Origin of the sequence: Halobacillus shinanisalinarum (genome assembly GCF_022919835.1) — a bacterium.
Classification (GTDB): Bacteria; Bacillota; Bacilli; order Bacillales; family Halobacillaceae; genus Halobacillus_A; species Halobacillus_A shinanisalinarum.
In genome coordinates this window covers 1,326,991-1,342,368 of record NZ_CP095074.1, presented here as the reverse complement: position 1 = coordinate 1,342,368, position 15,378 = coordinate 1,326,991, and the positions used below count along the sequence as shown (strand labels likewise).

The 15,378-nt window shown below is 39.6% G+C and carries 12 protein-coding genes; 8 read left to right on the top strand and 4 right to left on the bottom strand.

The features are described from left to right. Window positions 1-422: 422 nt before the first annotated feature. Window positions 423-2,546 (bottom strand): helix-turn-helix domain-containing protein, encoded by a 2,124-nt coding sequence (locus MUO14_RS06805; protein WP_244754495.1) that lies wholly within the window; start codon window positions 2,544-2,546, stop codon window positions 423-425. A gap of 219 nt (window positions 2,547-2,765) precedes the next feature. Between MUO14_RS06805 and MUO14_RS06800 the strand changes: the two genes are divergently transcribed. The 3 genes from MUO14_RS06800 (at window position 2,766) to MUO14_RS06790 (ending at window position 5,846) form a co-directional block, all read left to right on the top strand. Continuing rightward, window positions 2,766-3,476 (top strand): DUF5058 family protein, encoded by a 711-nt coding sequence (locus tag MUO14_RS06800; RefSeq protein ID WP_244754494.1) that lies wholly within the window; start codon window positions 2,766-2,768, stop codon window positions 3,474-3,476. Window positions 3,477-3,737: 261 nt separating this feature from the next. Next, complete coding sequence (locus MUO14_RS06795) at window positions 3,738-4,451, top strand: small-conductance mechanosensitive channel (protein WP_244754493.1); 714 nt, start codon at window positions 3,738-3,740, stop codon at window positions 4,449-4,451. Window positions 4,452-4,481: 30 nt separating this feature from the next. After that, on the top strand, window positions 4,482-5,846 hold the full coding sequence (locus MUO14_RS06790; protein WP_244754492.1) for an amidohydrolase: 1,365 nt from the start codon (window positions 4,482-4,484) through the stop codon (window positions 5,844-5,846). Between the two features lie 424 nt (window positions 5,847-6,270). Here the strand turns inward: MUO14_RS06790 and MUO14_RS06785 are convergent, their stop codons facing one another. From MUO14_RS06785 to MUO14_RS06775, 3 genes are all read right to left on the bottom strand, one after another. After that, window positions 6,271-6,822, bottom strand: coding sequence for a hypothetical protein (locus MUO14_RS06785; protein WP_244754491.1), 552 nt, complete (start codon window positions 6,820-6,822; stop codon window positions 6,271-6,273). Between the two features lie 32 nt (window positions 6,823-6,854). After that, on the bottom strand, window positions 6,855-7,205 hold the full coding sequence (locus MUO14_RS06780; protein ID WP_244754490.1) for a hypothetical protein: 351 nt from the start codon (window positions 7,203-7,205) through the stop codon (window positions 6,855-6,857). Window positions 7,206-7,538: 333 nt separating this feature from the next. Beyond that, the gene (locus tag MUO14_RS06775) at window positions 7,539-7,919 is read right to left on the bottom strand and encodes a hypothetical protein (RefSeq protein WP_244754489.1); all 381 of its coding nucleotides are present in this window, start codon (window positions 7,917-7,919) and stop codon (window positions 7,539-7,541) included. A 346-nt stretch (window positions 7,920-8,265) separates the two neighbouring features. Here MUO14_RS06775 and MUO14_RS06770 point away from each other — a divergent pair, with 346 nt between their 5' ends. From MUO14_RS06770 to MUO14_RS06750, 5 genes are all read left to right on the top strand, one after another. Then, complete coding sequence (locus tag MUO14_RS06770) at window positions 8,266-9,780, top strand: AbgT family transporter (protein WP_244754488.1); 1,515 nt, start codon at window positions 8,266-8,268, stop codon at window positions 9,778-9,780. Between the two features lie 621 nt (window positions 9,781-10,401). Continuing rightward, window positions 10,402-11,151 (top strand): DeoR/GlpR family DNA-binding transcription regulator, encoded by a 750-nt coding sequence (locus MUO14_RS06765; RefSeq protein ID WP_244754487.1) that lies wholly within the window; start codon window positions 10,402-10,404, stop codon window positions 11,149-11,151. Window positions 11,152-11,164: 13 nt separating this feature from the next. Further along, window positions 11,165-12,448 (top strand): four-carbon acid sugar kinase family protein, encoded by a 1,284-nt coding sequence (locus MUO14_RS06760; RefSeq protein WP_244754486.1) that lies wholly within the window; start codon window positions 11,165-11,167, stop codon window positions 12,446-12,448. A 17-nt stretch (window positions 12,449-12,465) separates the two neighbouring features. Further along, window positions 12,466-13,467, top strand: coding sequence for a 4-hydroxythreonine-4-phosphate dehydrogenase PdxA (gene pdxA, locus MUO14_RS06755; RefSeq protein WP_244754485.1), 1,002 nt, complete (start codon window positions 12,466-12,468; stop codon window positions 13,465-13,467). Between the two features lie 29 nt (window positions 13,468-13,496). Beyond that, window positions 13,497-14,867: a GntP family permease gene (locus MUO14_RS06750; protein WP_244754484.1), complete on the top strand. Its 1,371-nt coding sequence runs from the start codon at window positions 13,497-13,499 to the stop codon at window positions 14,865-14,867. The last annotated feature ends 511 nt before the right edge of the window (window positions 14,868-15,378 follow it).

The window sequence follows — 15,378 nt, the reverse complement described above, 5'->3', positions numbered from 1 at the left end:
GGTCTTTATAGAACGAATCAATCCATTTTCATTTACTTAGAGCTATTCACGCATTATGAGTGAGTTTTTGTGTTTAGAATTTTCAGATGTATTTATTAAATTAGCGTTTGGTTATACAAATTCTCTCGTAATCTTACATTTCCCCTCCCATATACTAACAATTTTACAGTAAGGATCTTTCTTGCGCTACTAAAAAAGGAAATTATTGGAGGCGATGCATGATGTAATTGAGGGATAAATTGGAGTAAATGAAGACCTTAAATCATTAAATATAACAACAGAGGTTTAACAAACAAAATCGCCTTAAACGATTTTAAGACGATTTCATGACAGCAAAATATGTTTACGAAGAGCAAATAGAGCAACTCCTCAACCAAGGGATTATCCCTGGCTAAAGTTAACTCGTAGAACTCGATTTTTATTTAGTTTCTGAGTACAGCCATATGAGATCTTTTGAGATGGCAAGCAAGCTGTATTTCCAACATATCTTCACTATCACGTAAATCAATATTCAGTAAGTCTTCAATTTTTTTTAATCGTTGATAAAGTGTATTAATGTGAATATGAAGATGATCAGCTGTTTTATTGGCAGAACGGTTCAGCTCCATGTAGATAAGCAACGTTTCTTCCAGCTCCTTATGCTTCTCGTTAGTAGGGGAGAGGGGCGAGAGCGTTTCATTAATAAATTGTTCAATTTCTTCTGTAGGCTGGTTTAAAAATAATCGATTTAATCCAATGTCTTCATACCGAATAATTTCTGTCCTGTTGCGATGATTTAGATAATCCAAGGTTTTATTGGCCTCCTCATAGCATTTCTGGATATTCTCAAGCCCATCATAAACATTACTTAGCCCGCCGCGAAGGATCTGACTATCGGTGTTCTTCCATTCTTCTCTCACCACATACAGCCTTTCATGAATACGCTTTAATTCGGCTGGTCCTGGAAGCGAGATCAGTAAAATTACTTTGTTATAAAAACCATAGGCCAGTTTTTCTGTAGAGGGAAATTCTGTATTTACGCCAGAAATGAGTTGATATATGGCTACATCTAAATACTGAGTATCAACGGAATACTTTGGTATTTCTAGGATGCAAATCATCCAATAGGAAGACGGATTGAGACCAGACTCTTTTCCTAATTTCCGCAAGTGGGAAAGATCTTCACACTGGAGTAACTCTTGAAATTTCTCATAGGTTTTTCGGTTGTAAATAGTTGTAACTGTCTGTTTTTTTACTAACTCCAACGCTATAACCGAGCTGCCTTGTTCAAGTGTAATTCGGTCAGATTTAGAAAGTGAATGGTTTAGTTGGATGATTAGGCAGCCAAGAAACACAGACCCATTATAAATGGGGAATAAATAAAACATATTCTCCGTTTGTACAACGACTTTCACGTGAACAGCCTGGCGTTTCTTCGAAAAAATTGTTTTAACCTCAAATATGCTGAAATATGGTATTGAACTTGGATCAGTAGAATAAAACGTATTGTCAAGGCCGTTAAATAACCATACTTTCCTATCAATCATTTTTTCCAGCTCATCAACCAGCAGATTCATTCCTTTATTTCTCAAAGAAATGCTCATTAATGTTTCATGGACTTCCTGCCGTTGTTCCAGTTGTGAATTTTTTTTTGTTAACTCACTACTTAATGCCGTAATTTCCTCGAGTCTCTGGCTGGTTTCTGTGTGAAATCGGGCATTTTGGATGGCAATGGCTGCCTGTACGGCAAAACCTTGTAACAAATTTAAATCATGTTCAGTCAGTTTTCGCTTGATTTTCCACTGGTGAATAATCATTACACCGATTCTTTCTTCATCAATTGAGATAGGAACACAGATGGCTCCCTCAGTAAATTTGGATGAATGAATAATATACTGAAGGTTTTCAGCTGATATATTGTTTGTATGCATCTCATCAAAAAGCTCTTTTCGGGAATTGAAGATCCTCCCTTTTCCGTCTTCAAAAACCTTCCCTGTGATGGCTTCACCTACTTTTACATTAAATTGATAAATTAAGTCATTAAATCCTACAGGGGCTTTCGACTTTAGTTTTTTCTCATCAGGATCATAAAGCATTAAATAGCCTGCATCTGCTGCCGGGATTACCTTTAACGCATTCCTAATAATGTTTTCCAACACTTGATCAAGATGGAGGGTGGAGGTGATCGAACGAATGCTATCCACCATTGTCTTCATTTCTGTTGTTTTTAGTTGGATCGTTTGTTCAAGATCGAATACACGCATGAGGTGATAGGCGTGCTCCACGTCCTCGTTCGTCAGTGGAAATGAGTCGTGAAAAATACAAATCGCTACCTGAGTTCCCTGTTCGTAATAAAAATACAAAGTTACTTTATTGTGCTGCCTTTTTATTTTATACCTAGAATCACCGGGTGGGGACTTGGGAAAACTCGGTGGTGCACCCTTTTGGTGACCAGAATCATACATTAAATAAATATCATTTTTATAGTAGTCATAACTCCAAATACAAAAGTTGTTATTTTTTAACTTGCTCTTTAAAAAGCGGTACCCATATTCAAGCGTACTCATCTATTCCTCTCCTCACGCAATGTAAAAACCTACATATAATCATTATAAATTATAGATAAATATACATTGTATTCTCATCATCCTAATTGTATAGTAAACTGAATAGTTTGAAAATATCTAAGGGTTAAATGTAAGTGCTTACATGATTTTCTAGTTGGACCATCACCCGCAAGAGTGGTGTAGATTAATTAAACTTTTTTAGAAAAGAGGCGATGATTTTTGGAAGAGGTAATGAGGTTAGCTAATAGTGGTATAGTTTGGATCATTGCAACACTCGTTCTGGCTATTGTTGTTTTTCAGGCTATAAAGTTTATCATGTTGGCTGCTAAAACAAGCAAAGAGATAGGCATGAGTACGGAGGAAGTACATAGCGCACTTAAAACGGGAGCCATTGCAGCAATAGGTCCTTCGTTTGCGATAATAATCGTCGCTATTTCTCTTATTCCGCTCCTTGGGGATCCCCTCACTTTAATGAGAATTGGAATTATTGGTTCTGCTCCAATAGAATCCGTGGGAGCGAGTCTTGGTGCGGATGCCTATGGGACTGGCTTGGGCAGTTCCGATTTTAACTATCAAGCATTTACCACCGTTGCCTGGACCTTATGTCTTGGAGGAGTAGGTTGGTTAGTATTTACCGCTTTGGCCACTAAGTCGATGAGTAAGGTAGAGAAAAAAGTAACAAATAAAAGTGAAAAAAGTAAAAAAACGATGATGGTTGTCACAACTGCGGCGATGGTTGCAGCCTTCGGTAATTTAGCAAGTGCTGAAATGATCAAAGGTTTCGCCTACATCTTGGTTGTCATTACAGCGAGTATAACGATGATCATTTCAACTTCACTTGCCAACAAACATCAACTTAATTGGTTACGAGAGTGGTCACTAGGATTTTCGATTATTGCTGGTTTATTCGTCGGTTACTTCGCATTATAAGAGGTTTGTTCAAAAAGTCACCAAATGATAAGAGTCGAATCTCTTCGTTGGTTTGCTTTTGAAGTACGTGTGCACCTGCGTCTACAAGCCTATTCAAGAAGTAAATTCCTCGGTGCTCAAAACTACGCCACCTTGATCTTCTTGCGATGCACAGGACGTGCTAGTGTCGACGTTGCTCGCGTGTCGTGGTGACCTTAGTCGACCTTCTCATTTGGCAACTTTTTGAACACTCACTATTAGGAAACGAGGAGGGATTGTATCATGAGCGTAAACCAAGAAACTGTTGAGAATAAGGAACTTTCCACAAATACTCAAAATTTCGCCATGGACAAGTTTCATGGTAAGGCTCACTTCTGGGGGCGACTAACGCTGTGGGCTGCTATCATTTTAACGCTGTCGCTGCCTGTATATCTTTCATTTGTTCTCGGATATCACCCTGGTTGGACGATTATTCTCGCAGGATTTGTTGCCTATGCTGGAATCGTTGCGGTTGTGTGGGTACTGGAACCTATCATGTATTTCCCTGTGTTGGGTGTATCAGGAACGTATATTAGTTTCCTTACAGGGAACATAGGAAACATGTGTCTGCCTTCTGCTGCAGCGGCCCAAAATGCGATTGGTGCCGAGCCAGGGACAAAAAAAGGAGAAATTACAGCCACCTTAGGAATAGGAGCAGCCTCACTAGTTAACAAGGTGTTTCTTATTCCTATCATCTTAGGTGGATCCGTTCTCATTTCAGCTATCCCGGAAAATATTCAACAAATTTTCCCGCTTGTTTTACCAGCGATCTTCGGTGGAGTGTTAGCCCAGTTCGCAATTAAAAAACCAATTTACGGAGTCATAGCATTATTGATCGGACTTATCATAAACATGACTGCACTTGTTGTTTATTTAAAAATGTTACTATGTATTGTGTTGACGATCGGCATTTGTCTTCTATTAGAAAAAAGAAACGATGCTAAGCAATCAGTATAGATTCCATTAGAAAAAGAGGAGGGGAACATCTTGAGTAGAAGTGATTTATTACAATGGATCGAACAAAATCAAGACAAATTCACGGAAATAGCACAAAATATCTGGGACAATCCCCAGCTTGCTTATGAAGAAAAATATGCTTCTAACCTGCAAATGACTACATTAAAGGAGGCAGGTTTTCGCATAGAGAATCCAGTTGGTGATGTGAACACAGCATTTGTGGCTGAATTTGGCAGCGGCAAACCTATTATTGGAGTGTTAGGTGAGTTTGATGCTTTACCGGGACTTTCCCAAAAAGCGGGTTTTACACAAGAAGAAGTTGTTCCGAATGGTCCTGGTCACGGGTGCGGCCATAATTTACTTGGGACTGCCGGAGTCGAAGCAGTTATTGCTTTAAAAGAAAAAATGACAGAGGAAGACTTAAGTGGCACGATCCGCTATTATGGTTGCCCGGCGGAAGAAGTCCTTGCCGGGAAAACCCACATGGCTAAAGCTGGCGTTTTTGATGATTTGGATTGTGCCTTAACATGGCACCCTGGGAACTCCAATACCGTCATGAATATGAGTATGCAGGCGATGGTTTCCATTAAATTTCACTTCAAAGGGATTACGGCACACGCCGCAGCCGCACCTCATGCGGGTAGAAGTGCTCTTGACGGTGTGGAACTCATGAATGTCGGAACGAACTATCTTCGGGAACACGTGCCAGATGGGACACGGATTCACTATGTCATAACAAATGGAGGGCTGGCACCTAATATTGTTCCTGAAGCAGCGAGCGTCTGGTACTATATAAGGGCCTCATCCAAAAATCAGGTCGAGGACATCCTTACAAGAGTAAAAAATATTGCCAAAGGTGCGGCCCTGATGACCGAAACAGAGGTCGAACATGAAGTTTCGGCATTCCCTTATGATACGTTGCCAAATGACAGTTTAAATGAGTTGATGTTCAGCACTATGCAAGAAGGTAGCTTGCCCTCCTTTACCGAAGAAGAACAATCGTTTGCTGAGAGGCTTGTAGAAACGATAAAGTCAAAAAACACGACCGGCACATTTGGTAATCCAGTAGATGAGTTACTACCAACGAACTTCTCCTATGATAAACAATTAGCCGGAAAGTCTATTCAAGGTTCAACCGATGTTGGAGATGTGAGTTACATTACGCCAACAGGGATGATCAGCACTACTTGTGCGCCTGTCGGTGTACAGCTTCATTCTTGGCAGGCCACCGCTTCTTTTGGAACCTCCATTGGCTATCAAGGCATGCACTTAGCAGCTAAAACCATGTCATTAACAGCTTATGATCTATTATTGAATAGGAACAATATACTCGAAAGAGCGAAGGAAGAGTTTAACGAACGGTCAGAAGGCAAAAAGTATGTAGCTGGTATATGAAATAATAGAAAAAGCGCCACTATCTTATGAGCCTTTGTATCCATTGCTAGAATTAAAATGTTTAGGTCATCATTAGAAGGAGTGAAGGTAACGATTAGACCGAGTAAGAACTGAAAGCAAAAATAGGAAAGCGCCTCTTGATTAAGAGTATCAGGAGGCGCTTTTTAACTTAGCCCTCTCACCCTGGGATTAGTCATTCCCTTTGTTTGATATTTAATCAGAATTCATAAAAGGAGCGAAGGTTGTATGTATTGATTTGTTTCCCCGCAAAAATTCATTCTAATTTAAAGACTTATTTTGCAATTTTATTTAGGTTGGTTGAAAGAATGAGAAATAATCTAAATGGGGAAGAGTGAGATTTTAATTTGGTTTCTGTATTCCAAGGTAGGGATTGAAAGCAGAGAGACCTTCATCCTCCTGCTATTCACTTCTTCCTCCACTTACCCAAGTATTTCTTCCGATACTTGCTATCTTCTACTGTATCCACTAACTCCATTGCTTTTTGTTCAATTTCATCATCTTCCACTTCATCATATAAGTGTCGCAAACCTTGAATAATGTCACTTCGAATCAGGGTATAATTCTTTTCATCCTCACAGTTTCGAAAACGGTCTACAAGATGATCGACCACCATCTTCTTTTGTTTAGGACCAGCCAAACCTACTTTCCAAATGGCTTGCAAGCTGTGTCTTGCAGTAACAAACTTAGGGTCTTTCGTCACTTCCCATACAGCCGGAAAATCTTCCAGTATTATCCTGGAAGGATCACTTTTGGATAAGCTGGCTAGGAATTGGGCAGCCCTTGAACGCCGATGATGATCGGGGTGAGTCAGGTCTTCTTTGAGCTGATCCCATACGTCATAAGCCCAATCTACTTGTTCATTGGTAGCTTCCATAATATTGGTATAAGCATCGTATTGAATGTTCTTGTCTTCCGAATTTAGATTTTCAAAATACATTTGGGTGTTCTCGTCCATTTGAATTCACCTCTTTTAGAGGATGATTAATCTTAGGAGTTATAGGATTGGATGTCGATGTTTTTTATGCCGTTTGAAATGAATTCTTCTTCATATTTTCCTTCTAACTCATATAATCTCCGAAAATATTCATCCTGGTCCTGAATGACAGCTCTTTCCTTTTCCAGATCTCTTTTTGCCAGGCGCTGACCGAGTTGATCCCAAAATACTTCGTTATCATTTTCTTCAATGACAACATGTAATCGTTCTTCAAATTCCAATGATGGGAAATATCCATCCAACTGTTTATCATAGATGATCACATCATCATAACCGAATTTTTTAGCAAAAGATAATACATATTGGAACAAGGCCTCGTAATCTTCGTTTCTATCATCTTCCACTTTAGAAGAATTTACCGTCCATTCCCCTAAATGGAGTAGCTCTATTAAATGGTGATATTGTTTTTTTTGTGAAGTTGATTTTTATAATAAATTCTCCTCTTTACTGTGACTTGCTCGAAATATGAAGAATAAGCATTTTCCTATTTGTAAGAACTAAATATAAGAGGATATCATCCAAGATAGTTCCAGCCCAAATTTAAGAGTGATGAATTAAAAGATGTGTTGAGAATAAAAAATGGGGGGCAACTTAGTGTATCGTTCGAGGAAGGAAAAGTCGTGAGCTTTAGCTTTTTTGTGATTGGGATCGTATTCACGACGATGAGAATGTTTTAATTATTTTACCTTCTTTTTCAAAGTGAATATTTCTTGTTCATTCTCCCGCGTTTTGTGTGAAAGAAATTCAACATGTTCTTCCATGTTTTCAAAACGTTCATTTGTTTCTTTTCGAAAACTTCTCATTTCTTCCTGAAAGCCCATCGAATCTTCTTTATAGCTTGTCATTTCCTCTTTAAAGCTCAACATATCCTTCTTAAAACTTGACATTTCTTCTTTAAAGCTCAACATATCCTTTTTAAAGCCTGTCATTTCTTCTTTAAAGCTCAACATATCTTTCTTAAATCCTGTCATTTCTTCTTGAAATTTTTCTGCTGTTCCTTGATTTGACTTTACTTCTTTGTGAAGCTCTTTGATGGCTTGTAAAATTTCCTTTTCCACTATGTTTCCTCCTCCCCTGCTTAACTCAATCTATTATAACAAGAAAAAAGAGTAGAAACCATTTTTATATTAAGGGGGAAGACCATGAATGTTTCTGGGTAGAAGTTCATTTCCGCGGGTCCATAAACATGGTCATGTCATCCATAGAATAGCTATTTTTAATAAAGGTAAAGTTTGCCTCCATGTCCTAATAAGGTTTTCCCCTTTAAATCGTACTATTATACTTGGTATTACACGTCGTGTATAATATTTAGCAGTTCAAACAAGTATGCTTTATGCAGTGATGAAACGCACATACTAATTGTACTAGTTGACATAGAAAAACAACAGCTGAGAGGTGAACTAAATGAACAAACAAGAGGGTAACACTAAATTATCCAAGCTCTTAAATGGAATTGAACGGGTTGGCAATAAATTACCCGACCCTTTTATACTTTTTGTTTATTTGGCAGTCGGCGTTATTATTTTATCATGGATTATTTCCTTATTTGATGTCACTTTTACCCTTCCAGGTAAAGAAGAAGAAACGGCCATAAAAAACTTAATTTCTGGTGAGGGTCTTCAGTACATGTTGACCTCCATGCTAGATAATTTTGTTGGATTTAAACCACTCGGCATTGTGTTAGCAATGATGCTCGGGATTGGTTTGGCAGATAAAGTTGGCTTAATTGAAACATTTATTAAAAATACGATTTTAAAAGCACCAAAATCGCTCATTACCTATGCAGTCATTTTCACAGGCATCTTAGGAAACCTTGCTGCAGATGCTGCGTTTGTTATTGTTCCTCCATTAGCGGCAATGGTTTTCTACAACGTAAGGCGACATCCATTAGCAGGGCTAGCAGCCGGATTTGCTGGGGTAGGGTCTGGTTTTACGGCAAACATCCTCGTTACCAACACGGATGCAGTTCTATCCGGAATATCTTCCGAAGTTATGCAAACACTTGATACAGCAGTTACCGTTACCCCGGTAGATAACTGGTATTTTATGATTGCATCAGTTGTTGTTCTATCCGTGACAGGGGCAGTGATTACAGAAAAAGTTGTTGAACCACGTCTTGGTGTCTATCAAGGAAATGTACAGAAAGAATTTGAAGATACCACTCAAGTCGAAAGAAAAGGGTTACGTAATGCAGCTATAGCCAGCATAGTCTATATTGGCTTGCTCGTACTTGCTATAACTTTGCCGAACTCGGCACTTAGGAACGAACAGGGAGGACTTGTTCCATCACCATTTCTTGATGGAATTGTCCCAATCATTATGCTTTTCTTTATTACCGCTGCCGTAGCATATGGTGTAACGGTGAAGAAAATTGAATCCACCCGCTCCATTGCTAAATTTATGGGGGAAGCGATGAAGGACATGTCCGGATTTATCGTTCTCATCTTTGCAGCCGCCCAGTTTATCGCATATTTCGAATGGACAAATATCGGATCATGGCTAGCTGTAAGTGGAGCCGAGTTCCTGGAGTCGGTAGGTGTGACGGGGATAGTAGTCGTCATAGGTTTCGTGTTCCTAACAGCTCTACTCAATTTACTGGTATTTAGCGGATCAGCACAATGGGCATTAGAAGCACCGATTTTCTTGAAAATGTTCTATTTCCTTGGTTATCATCCAGCATTTATCCAGACCGCTTATCGTATTGCAGACTCATCAACAAATATTATTACTCCGATGAACCCATATATTATTATCGTGTTAGCATTCATGAGGGAATATGACAAAAAGGCGGGCTTAGGTACACTGATTGCTCTTATGCTTCCGTATAGTGTGACTTTCTTGTTAGTATGGATTGTCTTATTATTAGCTTTCGTATTCTTAGGCATTCCGTTTGGTCCTGGTGTTGAAGTGTATTTATAGTGCACAGTTAAAACTGCCTTTTTATGTATTTGTTACATTTGAATGGCGGACGGCTCCTTGCAAAGAAGGCGGAGGCAGCCATGTGGGTACGAACCCTCGGTCGAAACCCATAGCTTGAACTCCTTTCTTAGAGAGTGGGGGTAATTATTTACGTCATGGGAATGTAAGAACGAGATTCAAAACATAGGATGCCTGGATACGAAGGAGGCTATGGATGGTACAACTAGGAAGTTGGCGTTATGGTAAAGAATCTCCACAGCCTTTTTAGAAAGAAATGAGTATTGTGGAATTTGCGTAAAAATTGATTTTCATAGGACTGTGCACCGTATCGAATTAACTTTATTATACTTTCCGATTCCGAACCTGAACATAATCTATCGTTGTCACATAGACAAGGTTTGGGTCAAACTGCCAGTGATTGTGTTTATTTAATCCCTGCTAATAAACAATTTTGTGATCTGACCGTAGATGCACCTACATCTGCGGTTTTTTCTATTATAATCACAAAAAAACAAATTATTAAACAAAAGTGAACATTGATTATCAATAACTTATTGACTAATTGTGATTGTAGTATTATGATATAACAAAATCGAACATAAAATAACAAGGGTGAACAATATGCTGCAATTAGAAAGACGTCAACATATTATGAATAAGCTCGGAGCGCAAGGAACAGTTCATATTGAACAAATTGCATCAGACTTGGGAGTGTCCAGTATGACCATAAGGCGTGACCTGGCCTCCCTGGAAAAAGAGGGAAAGCTTGTGCGCTCTCACGGTGGAGCCATACTTCCTGAAAGAATGGCTCAGGAAATCCCTTATCAAACTAAACTTTCGAGCTATAAGGGCGAAAAAGAATTCATCGCAAAAAAAGCAGCTGAAATGATTCCCGAGAATGCAAAGGTTTTGTTAGATTCTGGAACAACGAATCTTGAAATCGCAAAATTAATCAAGACACGCGGTGATTTGCTTATCGTAACGAATGACGCCAAGATATCTATGGAATTGCTGTACTCAGACTCTGAAGTGATTTCCACAGGCGGTGAACTTCAAAAAGATATTGGAGCGTTTATGGGGACCCACGTACAAGCGCTATTAAATCAAATCAGAGTAGATGTGGTGTTTTTAGGAGCTAATGCTATCGATTTGAATGGGGGTATATCCGCACCTTCTATGGAAAAGGCTTTCATTAAAAAACTTATGTTGGAAAGCGCTACGATGAAATGGGTAGTAGCAGACCACAGTAAATTCAATCGACGAGCTTTCGCCCACGTGTGCCACTTGAATACAATTAACGGAATTATTACAGATAACCAACTCGAAGAACATGATCGAAAGAAATTAGAACAAGAGACAAATCTTTATTAGGGAGGTGAACAGAATGGATGTAGTTGTTGTGTGTGATGACTTAACTGGTGCGAATGCAACCGGTGTCAAACTATCAAAAAAAGGATTAAAGACTGCGACCGTTGTACATGGACTTCCTGTACCCGAGAGTGGTTATGATGCGCTTTGTTTGGATACAGATAGCAGATATGTGTCAGAAGAGCAAGCACGCTCCCGTGTGAAAAGTGCCCTTGAAGCCAGTGAAAGTAATGGAAGGGCTATTGTTTACAGTAAGAGGATTGATAGTACATTAAGAGGAAACGTCGGAGCTGAAATAGAGGAGATGCTCCATTTTTCTGGTGAAAATTCAGTAGCAATTGTGGTGTCTTCTTTTCCTGAATCCGGAAGAAGTACTGTGGGGGGATATTTGTTAGTCGATGACGTTCCTCTACAGGAAACGGATGTAGCTAAGGACCCTGTCAGTCCGATCAAAACTTCTAAGGTAAAAGAAGTGATCCAAAATCAAACCAATCTCTCTATTAGTTCTGTTGGTCTTGATATTGTAATGGAAGGACATGAATCCTTGGCAAAATCTCTAAAAAACTTAGGGGCGGCATCCAAGGTTATTTGTATAGATGCCGTAACTGACGAACATATTGAAATGATTGCAAATGTAGTTAAAGAATGCTCATTCCCAGTTGTAACTGTTGACCCCGGGCCTTTTACTGCAGTTTACTCAAGTAAGTATTTGGGTGGTGTGAAAAAGGATAAAAAGTACTTGGTTACAGTCGGAAGTGTCACTTCACAAACAGGACAACAATTGGATTATTTCATTAATAAATGGAAAGTCAAACCGATTTATGCCAAACCTCAGAATCTCGCTAGCTTTACGGACAAATGGCAGAAAGAGGTTGATCGTGTCATTGTAGAAGCGGAAGAGCAAACCGGTCAGTCCAAAATCCTCTTAGTCACCACCTATCACCCGGGGCAGAAGCATCTTGATCTAGCAGAAATTGCTGAAGCCGAGAATACGACGGAAGAAGGATTAGCTAAGAGAATTACCGACGGACTGGCTTCCATCAGCAGAAGAGTTTTGGAAGAGAATAAAGAAGACTTTGCGGGGTGTTATTTGAGTGGTGGTGATGTTACGGCATCTGTATGTTCGATCACGAGAGCACAAGGAATTGAACTTGCGGATGAGGTTATTCCCTTAGCTGCTTACGGAAAATTCATAGGTGGGTATTTAGATGGTATGAATGTCATTACTAAAGGGGGAATGATTGGAGACAAGAAAACGCTCAGCACCTGTATGAACTATTTGGTTTCAGTAACTCATTAATAGAGAGGAAGATTTATATGGAAAACAAATCAATTATCGTAATACCAATCGGAGACCCAGCGGGAATAGGACCTGAAATTGTCATAAAGTCACTAGCAGAAAAAGAAATTTATGAAATCTGTAAACCTATCGTTGTCGGAGATCGTGACGTACTAGAGAAAATCATGGATGCAGTTGACGTGCACTTGCAAGTGAATGTAGTTAATGAATCCTCCCAAGGTAAGTATCAATTCGGCACAATCGACTTGATCAATCTCGATAATATTGACATTGAGAAATACGAAATGGGTGTTGTCTCCGGAATGTGTGGACAAGCCTCTTATGAGTACATTCAGAAGGCAATCCAAATGGTACAGGAGGGGGAGGCGGGATCGATCTGTACACCGCCGATCAACAAGGAGTCCCTTCAAGCAGGAAAAGTGCCTCACATCGATCATACAGCGATGCTTTCAGCGTTCACTAATTCAGAAGATCCTATGACAATGTTTGAAGTGAATGACCTAAGAATATTCTTTTTGACTCGTCATTTATCGTTGAAAAATGCTATCGGGCAAATGACAAAAGAAAGAGTACACACTTACCTTAACCGCTGTAAAGGTGCGTTGGAGCTATTAGGAATTGAAAATCCTACATTAGCACTTGCGGGGTTAAATCCTCATTCAGGTGAAGGTGGTCTATTTGGAAGAGAGGAAATAGATGAGTTAGTACCAGGTATCGAAGCTGCCCGAAAAGATGGTGTAGATGTAACAGGTCCAGTTCCGGCTGACTCTGTATTTCACCAGGCACTTCATGGAAAATATGATGCTGTACTGTCCCTATACCATGATCAAGGGCACATTGCTGCAAAAATGGCAGATTTTGAACGTACCGTGTCTCTTACCAATGGACTCCCATTCTTAAGAACTTCAGTCGATCATGGAACGGCATTTGATATTGCAGGTAAAGGAATTGCGAGCTCAGTAAGTATGGTTGAAGCAATTAAAGCTGCTGCAAAATATACTCCATATTTCAACAAATAAATAAAATTTTCGAGGGAGGGGAAGTAATCATGGAAGCACCAGGTGGTCAAATTATTTTAGGACTTGTTATTGGTGTAGCGTTATTAGTGTTCCTTGTAATGAAAACAAAGATTCATGCGTTCATAGCTCTGATTATTTCTGCTTCTGTCATCGGATTGATTGCGGGGATGACCCCGCCTTCCGTTGCGGAAGCCATTACATCAGGTTTTGGAGGGACTCTTGGCTCAATCGGTATCGTTATTGGATTTGGGGTTATGTTAGGACGTGTGATGGAAGTAGCGGGTGCATCTGAACGTTTAGCCTATTCTTTCGTAAAAATGCTAGGTAAGAAAAGGGAAGACTGGGCAATGGCTTTGACAGGGTACGTCGTGTCCATCCCCATCTACGTAGACTCAGCCTTTGTTATTCTTGCACCATTAGTGAAAGCGATTTCTAGAAAAACAGGACGCTCGGTCCTAACATTAGGAGTCGCATTAGCAATAGGTCTTGTCGTTACACACTCATTAGTACCACCTACTCCGGGACCTCTAGGTGTCGCAGGAATTTTCGGAGTAAGTGTAGGAGTCGTAATTCTATGGGGGCTATTATTTTCAGTTCCTCTTATTATTGTAGGTGTACTGTATGCGAAGTGGCTTGGAAAGAAAATCCACCAAATTCCTGATGAATCAGGTTTAGGTTGGATCCGTCCGGAGCAAGCATCTAGTTATGAAGAATTCGTGGAACAACAAGAAAGCAAGAATTTGCCTTCATTATTTATATCCATGGCACCAATCCTTATTCCCATCATTTTAATTTTTGCCAATACAGTGGTAACCGCATTGGAATTGAGTGAAGGTGTGTTTGGTTATATCCAATTCGTGGGTAATCCAGTCATCGCTGTAGGCATCGGCCTTATTTTCGCAATCTATACGCTGACATCCCAATTGAATCGTACAGATGCAATTGACAGGATGGAAGAGGGCATCAAGTCAGCGGGTATTATCCTTCTCGTGACAGGTGCAGGTGGAGCATTAGGTAATGTGCTAAATGAAAGCGGTTCCGGTGATTATGTAGCTGAATTAATCGTTGGTTTTTCCGTACCACTTGTTTTGCTGCCTTTCTTTGTTTCAAGTTTTGTCAGATTGGTTCAAGGAAGTGGAACAGTTGCTATGATTACTGCGGCATCTATAACTGCCCCGATCTTGTCAGGGGTTGACGGCGTGTACATGCCTTTAGCCGCAATCGGTGCTACAACAGGTTCATTGTTATTCTCCTATTTCAATGATAGTTTTTTCTGGGTAGTGACCCGTATGTTGGGGATCAGAGATACAAAGGAGCAAATTTTAACATGGTCGGTCCCGACTACTTTAGCTTGGTTAATGTCATTAATATTACTAGTTGTTTGTTCTTTGTTCGTCTAATAGAAGGCAGGTCATATTCAACGAATGATCGAGGTTCTGCAATAAACTGGTTCCTGTATTCTGCAGGGGCCATTTTTTTATTGGAAACAATTAAAATTATAGACTGTCATGTTTGGTAGCTTCTCCAAATTTAAGGTCTTGAGTTAACTCAAAAACCAACTTTTTTCAGTAATTTTGCAAAAATATAATTGAAATTCAACTTATCTGTTCAGTTGAGTGTACCCGGTACACTTTAATGCCAGGAGCATTCTTGTTATGAAAAAATTTGAGGTCTGGATACGTTGCGTCGATACCTTGTTATCGTAACAAGGGACTCCATTTGTGGAGGACTTGAAACGAATCATAATCAAGAAAAAACTTGCAAATCACACCATCAAGGATGATCATGAGGTTGATGTGGACCAAAAACCATCTGGCAAACGGGTATACTTTGAAAATCGGATAAAAAGGTTTGAGACCTTTTTGACATGGAGAAGAGGCATACTAAGGATAAAGGTAAAATACATAATTG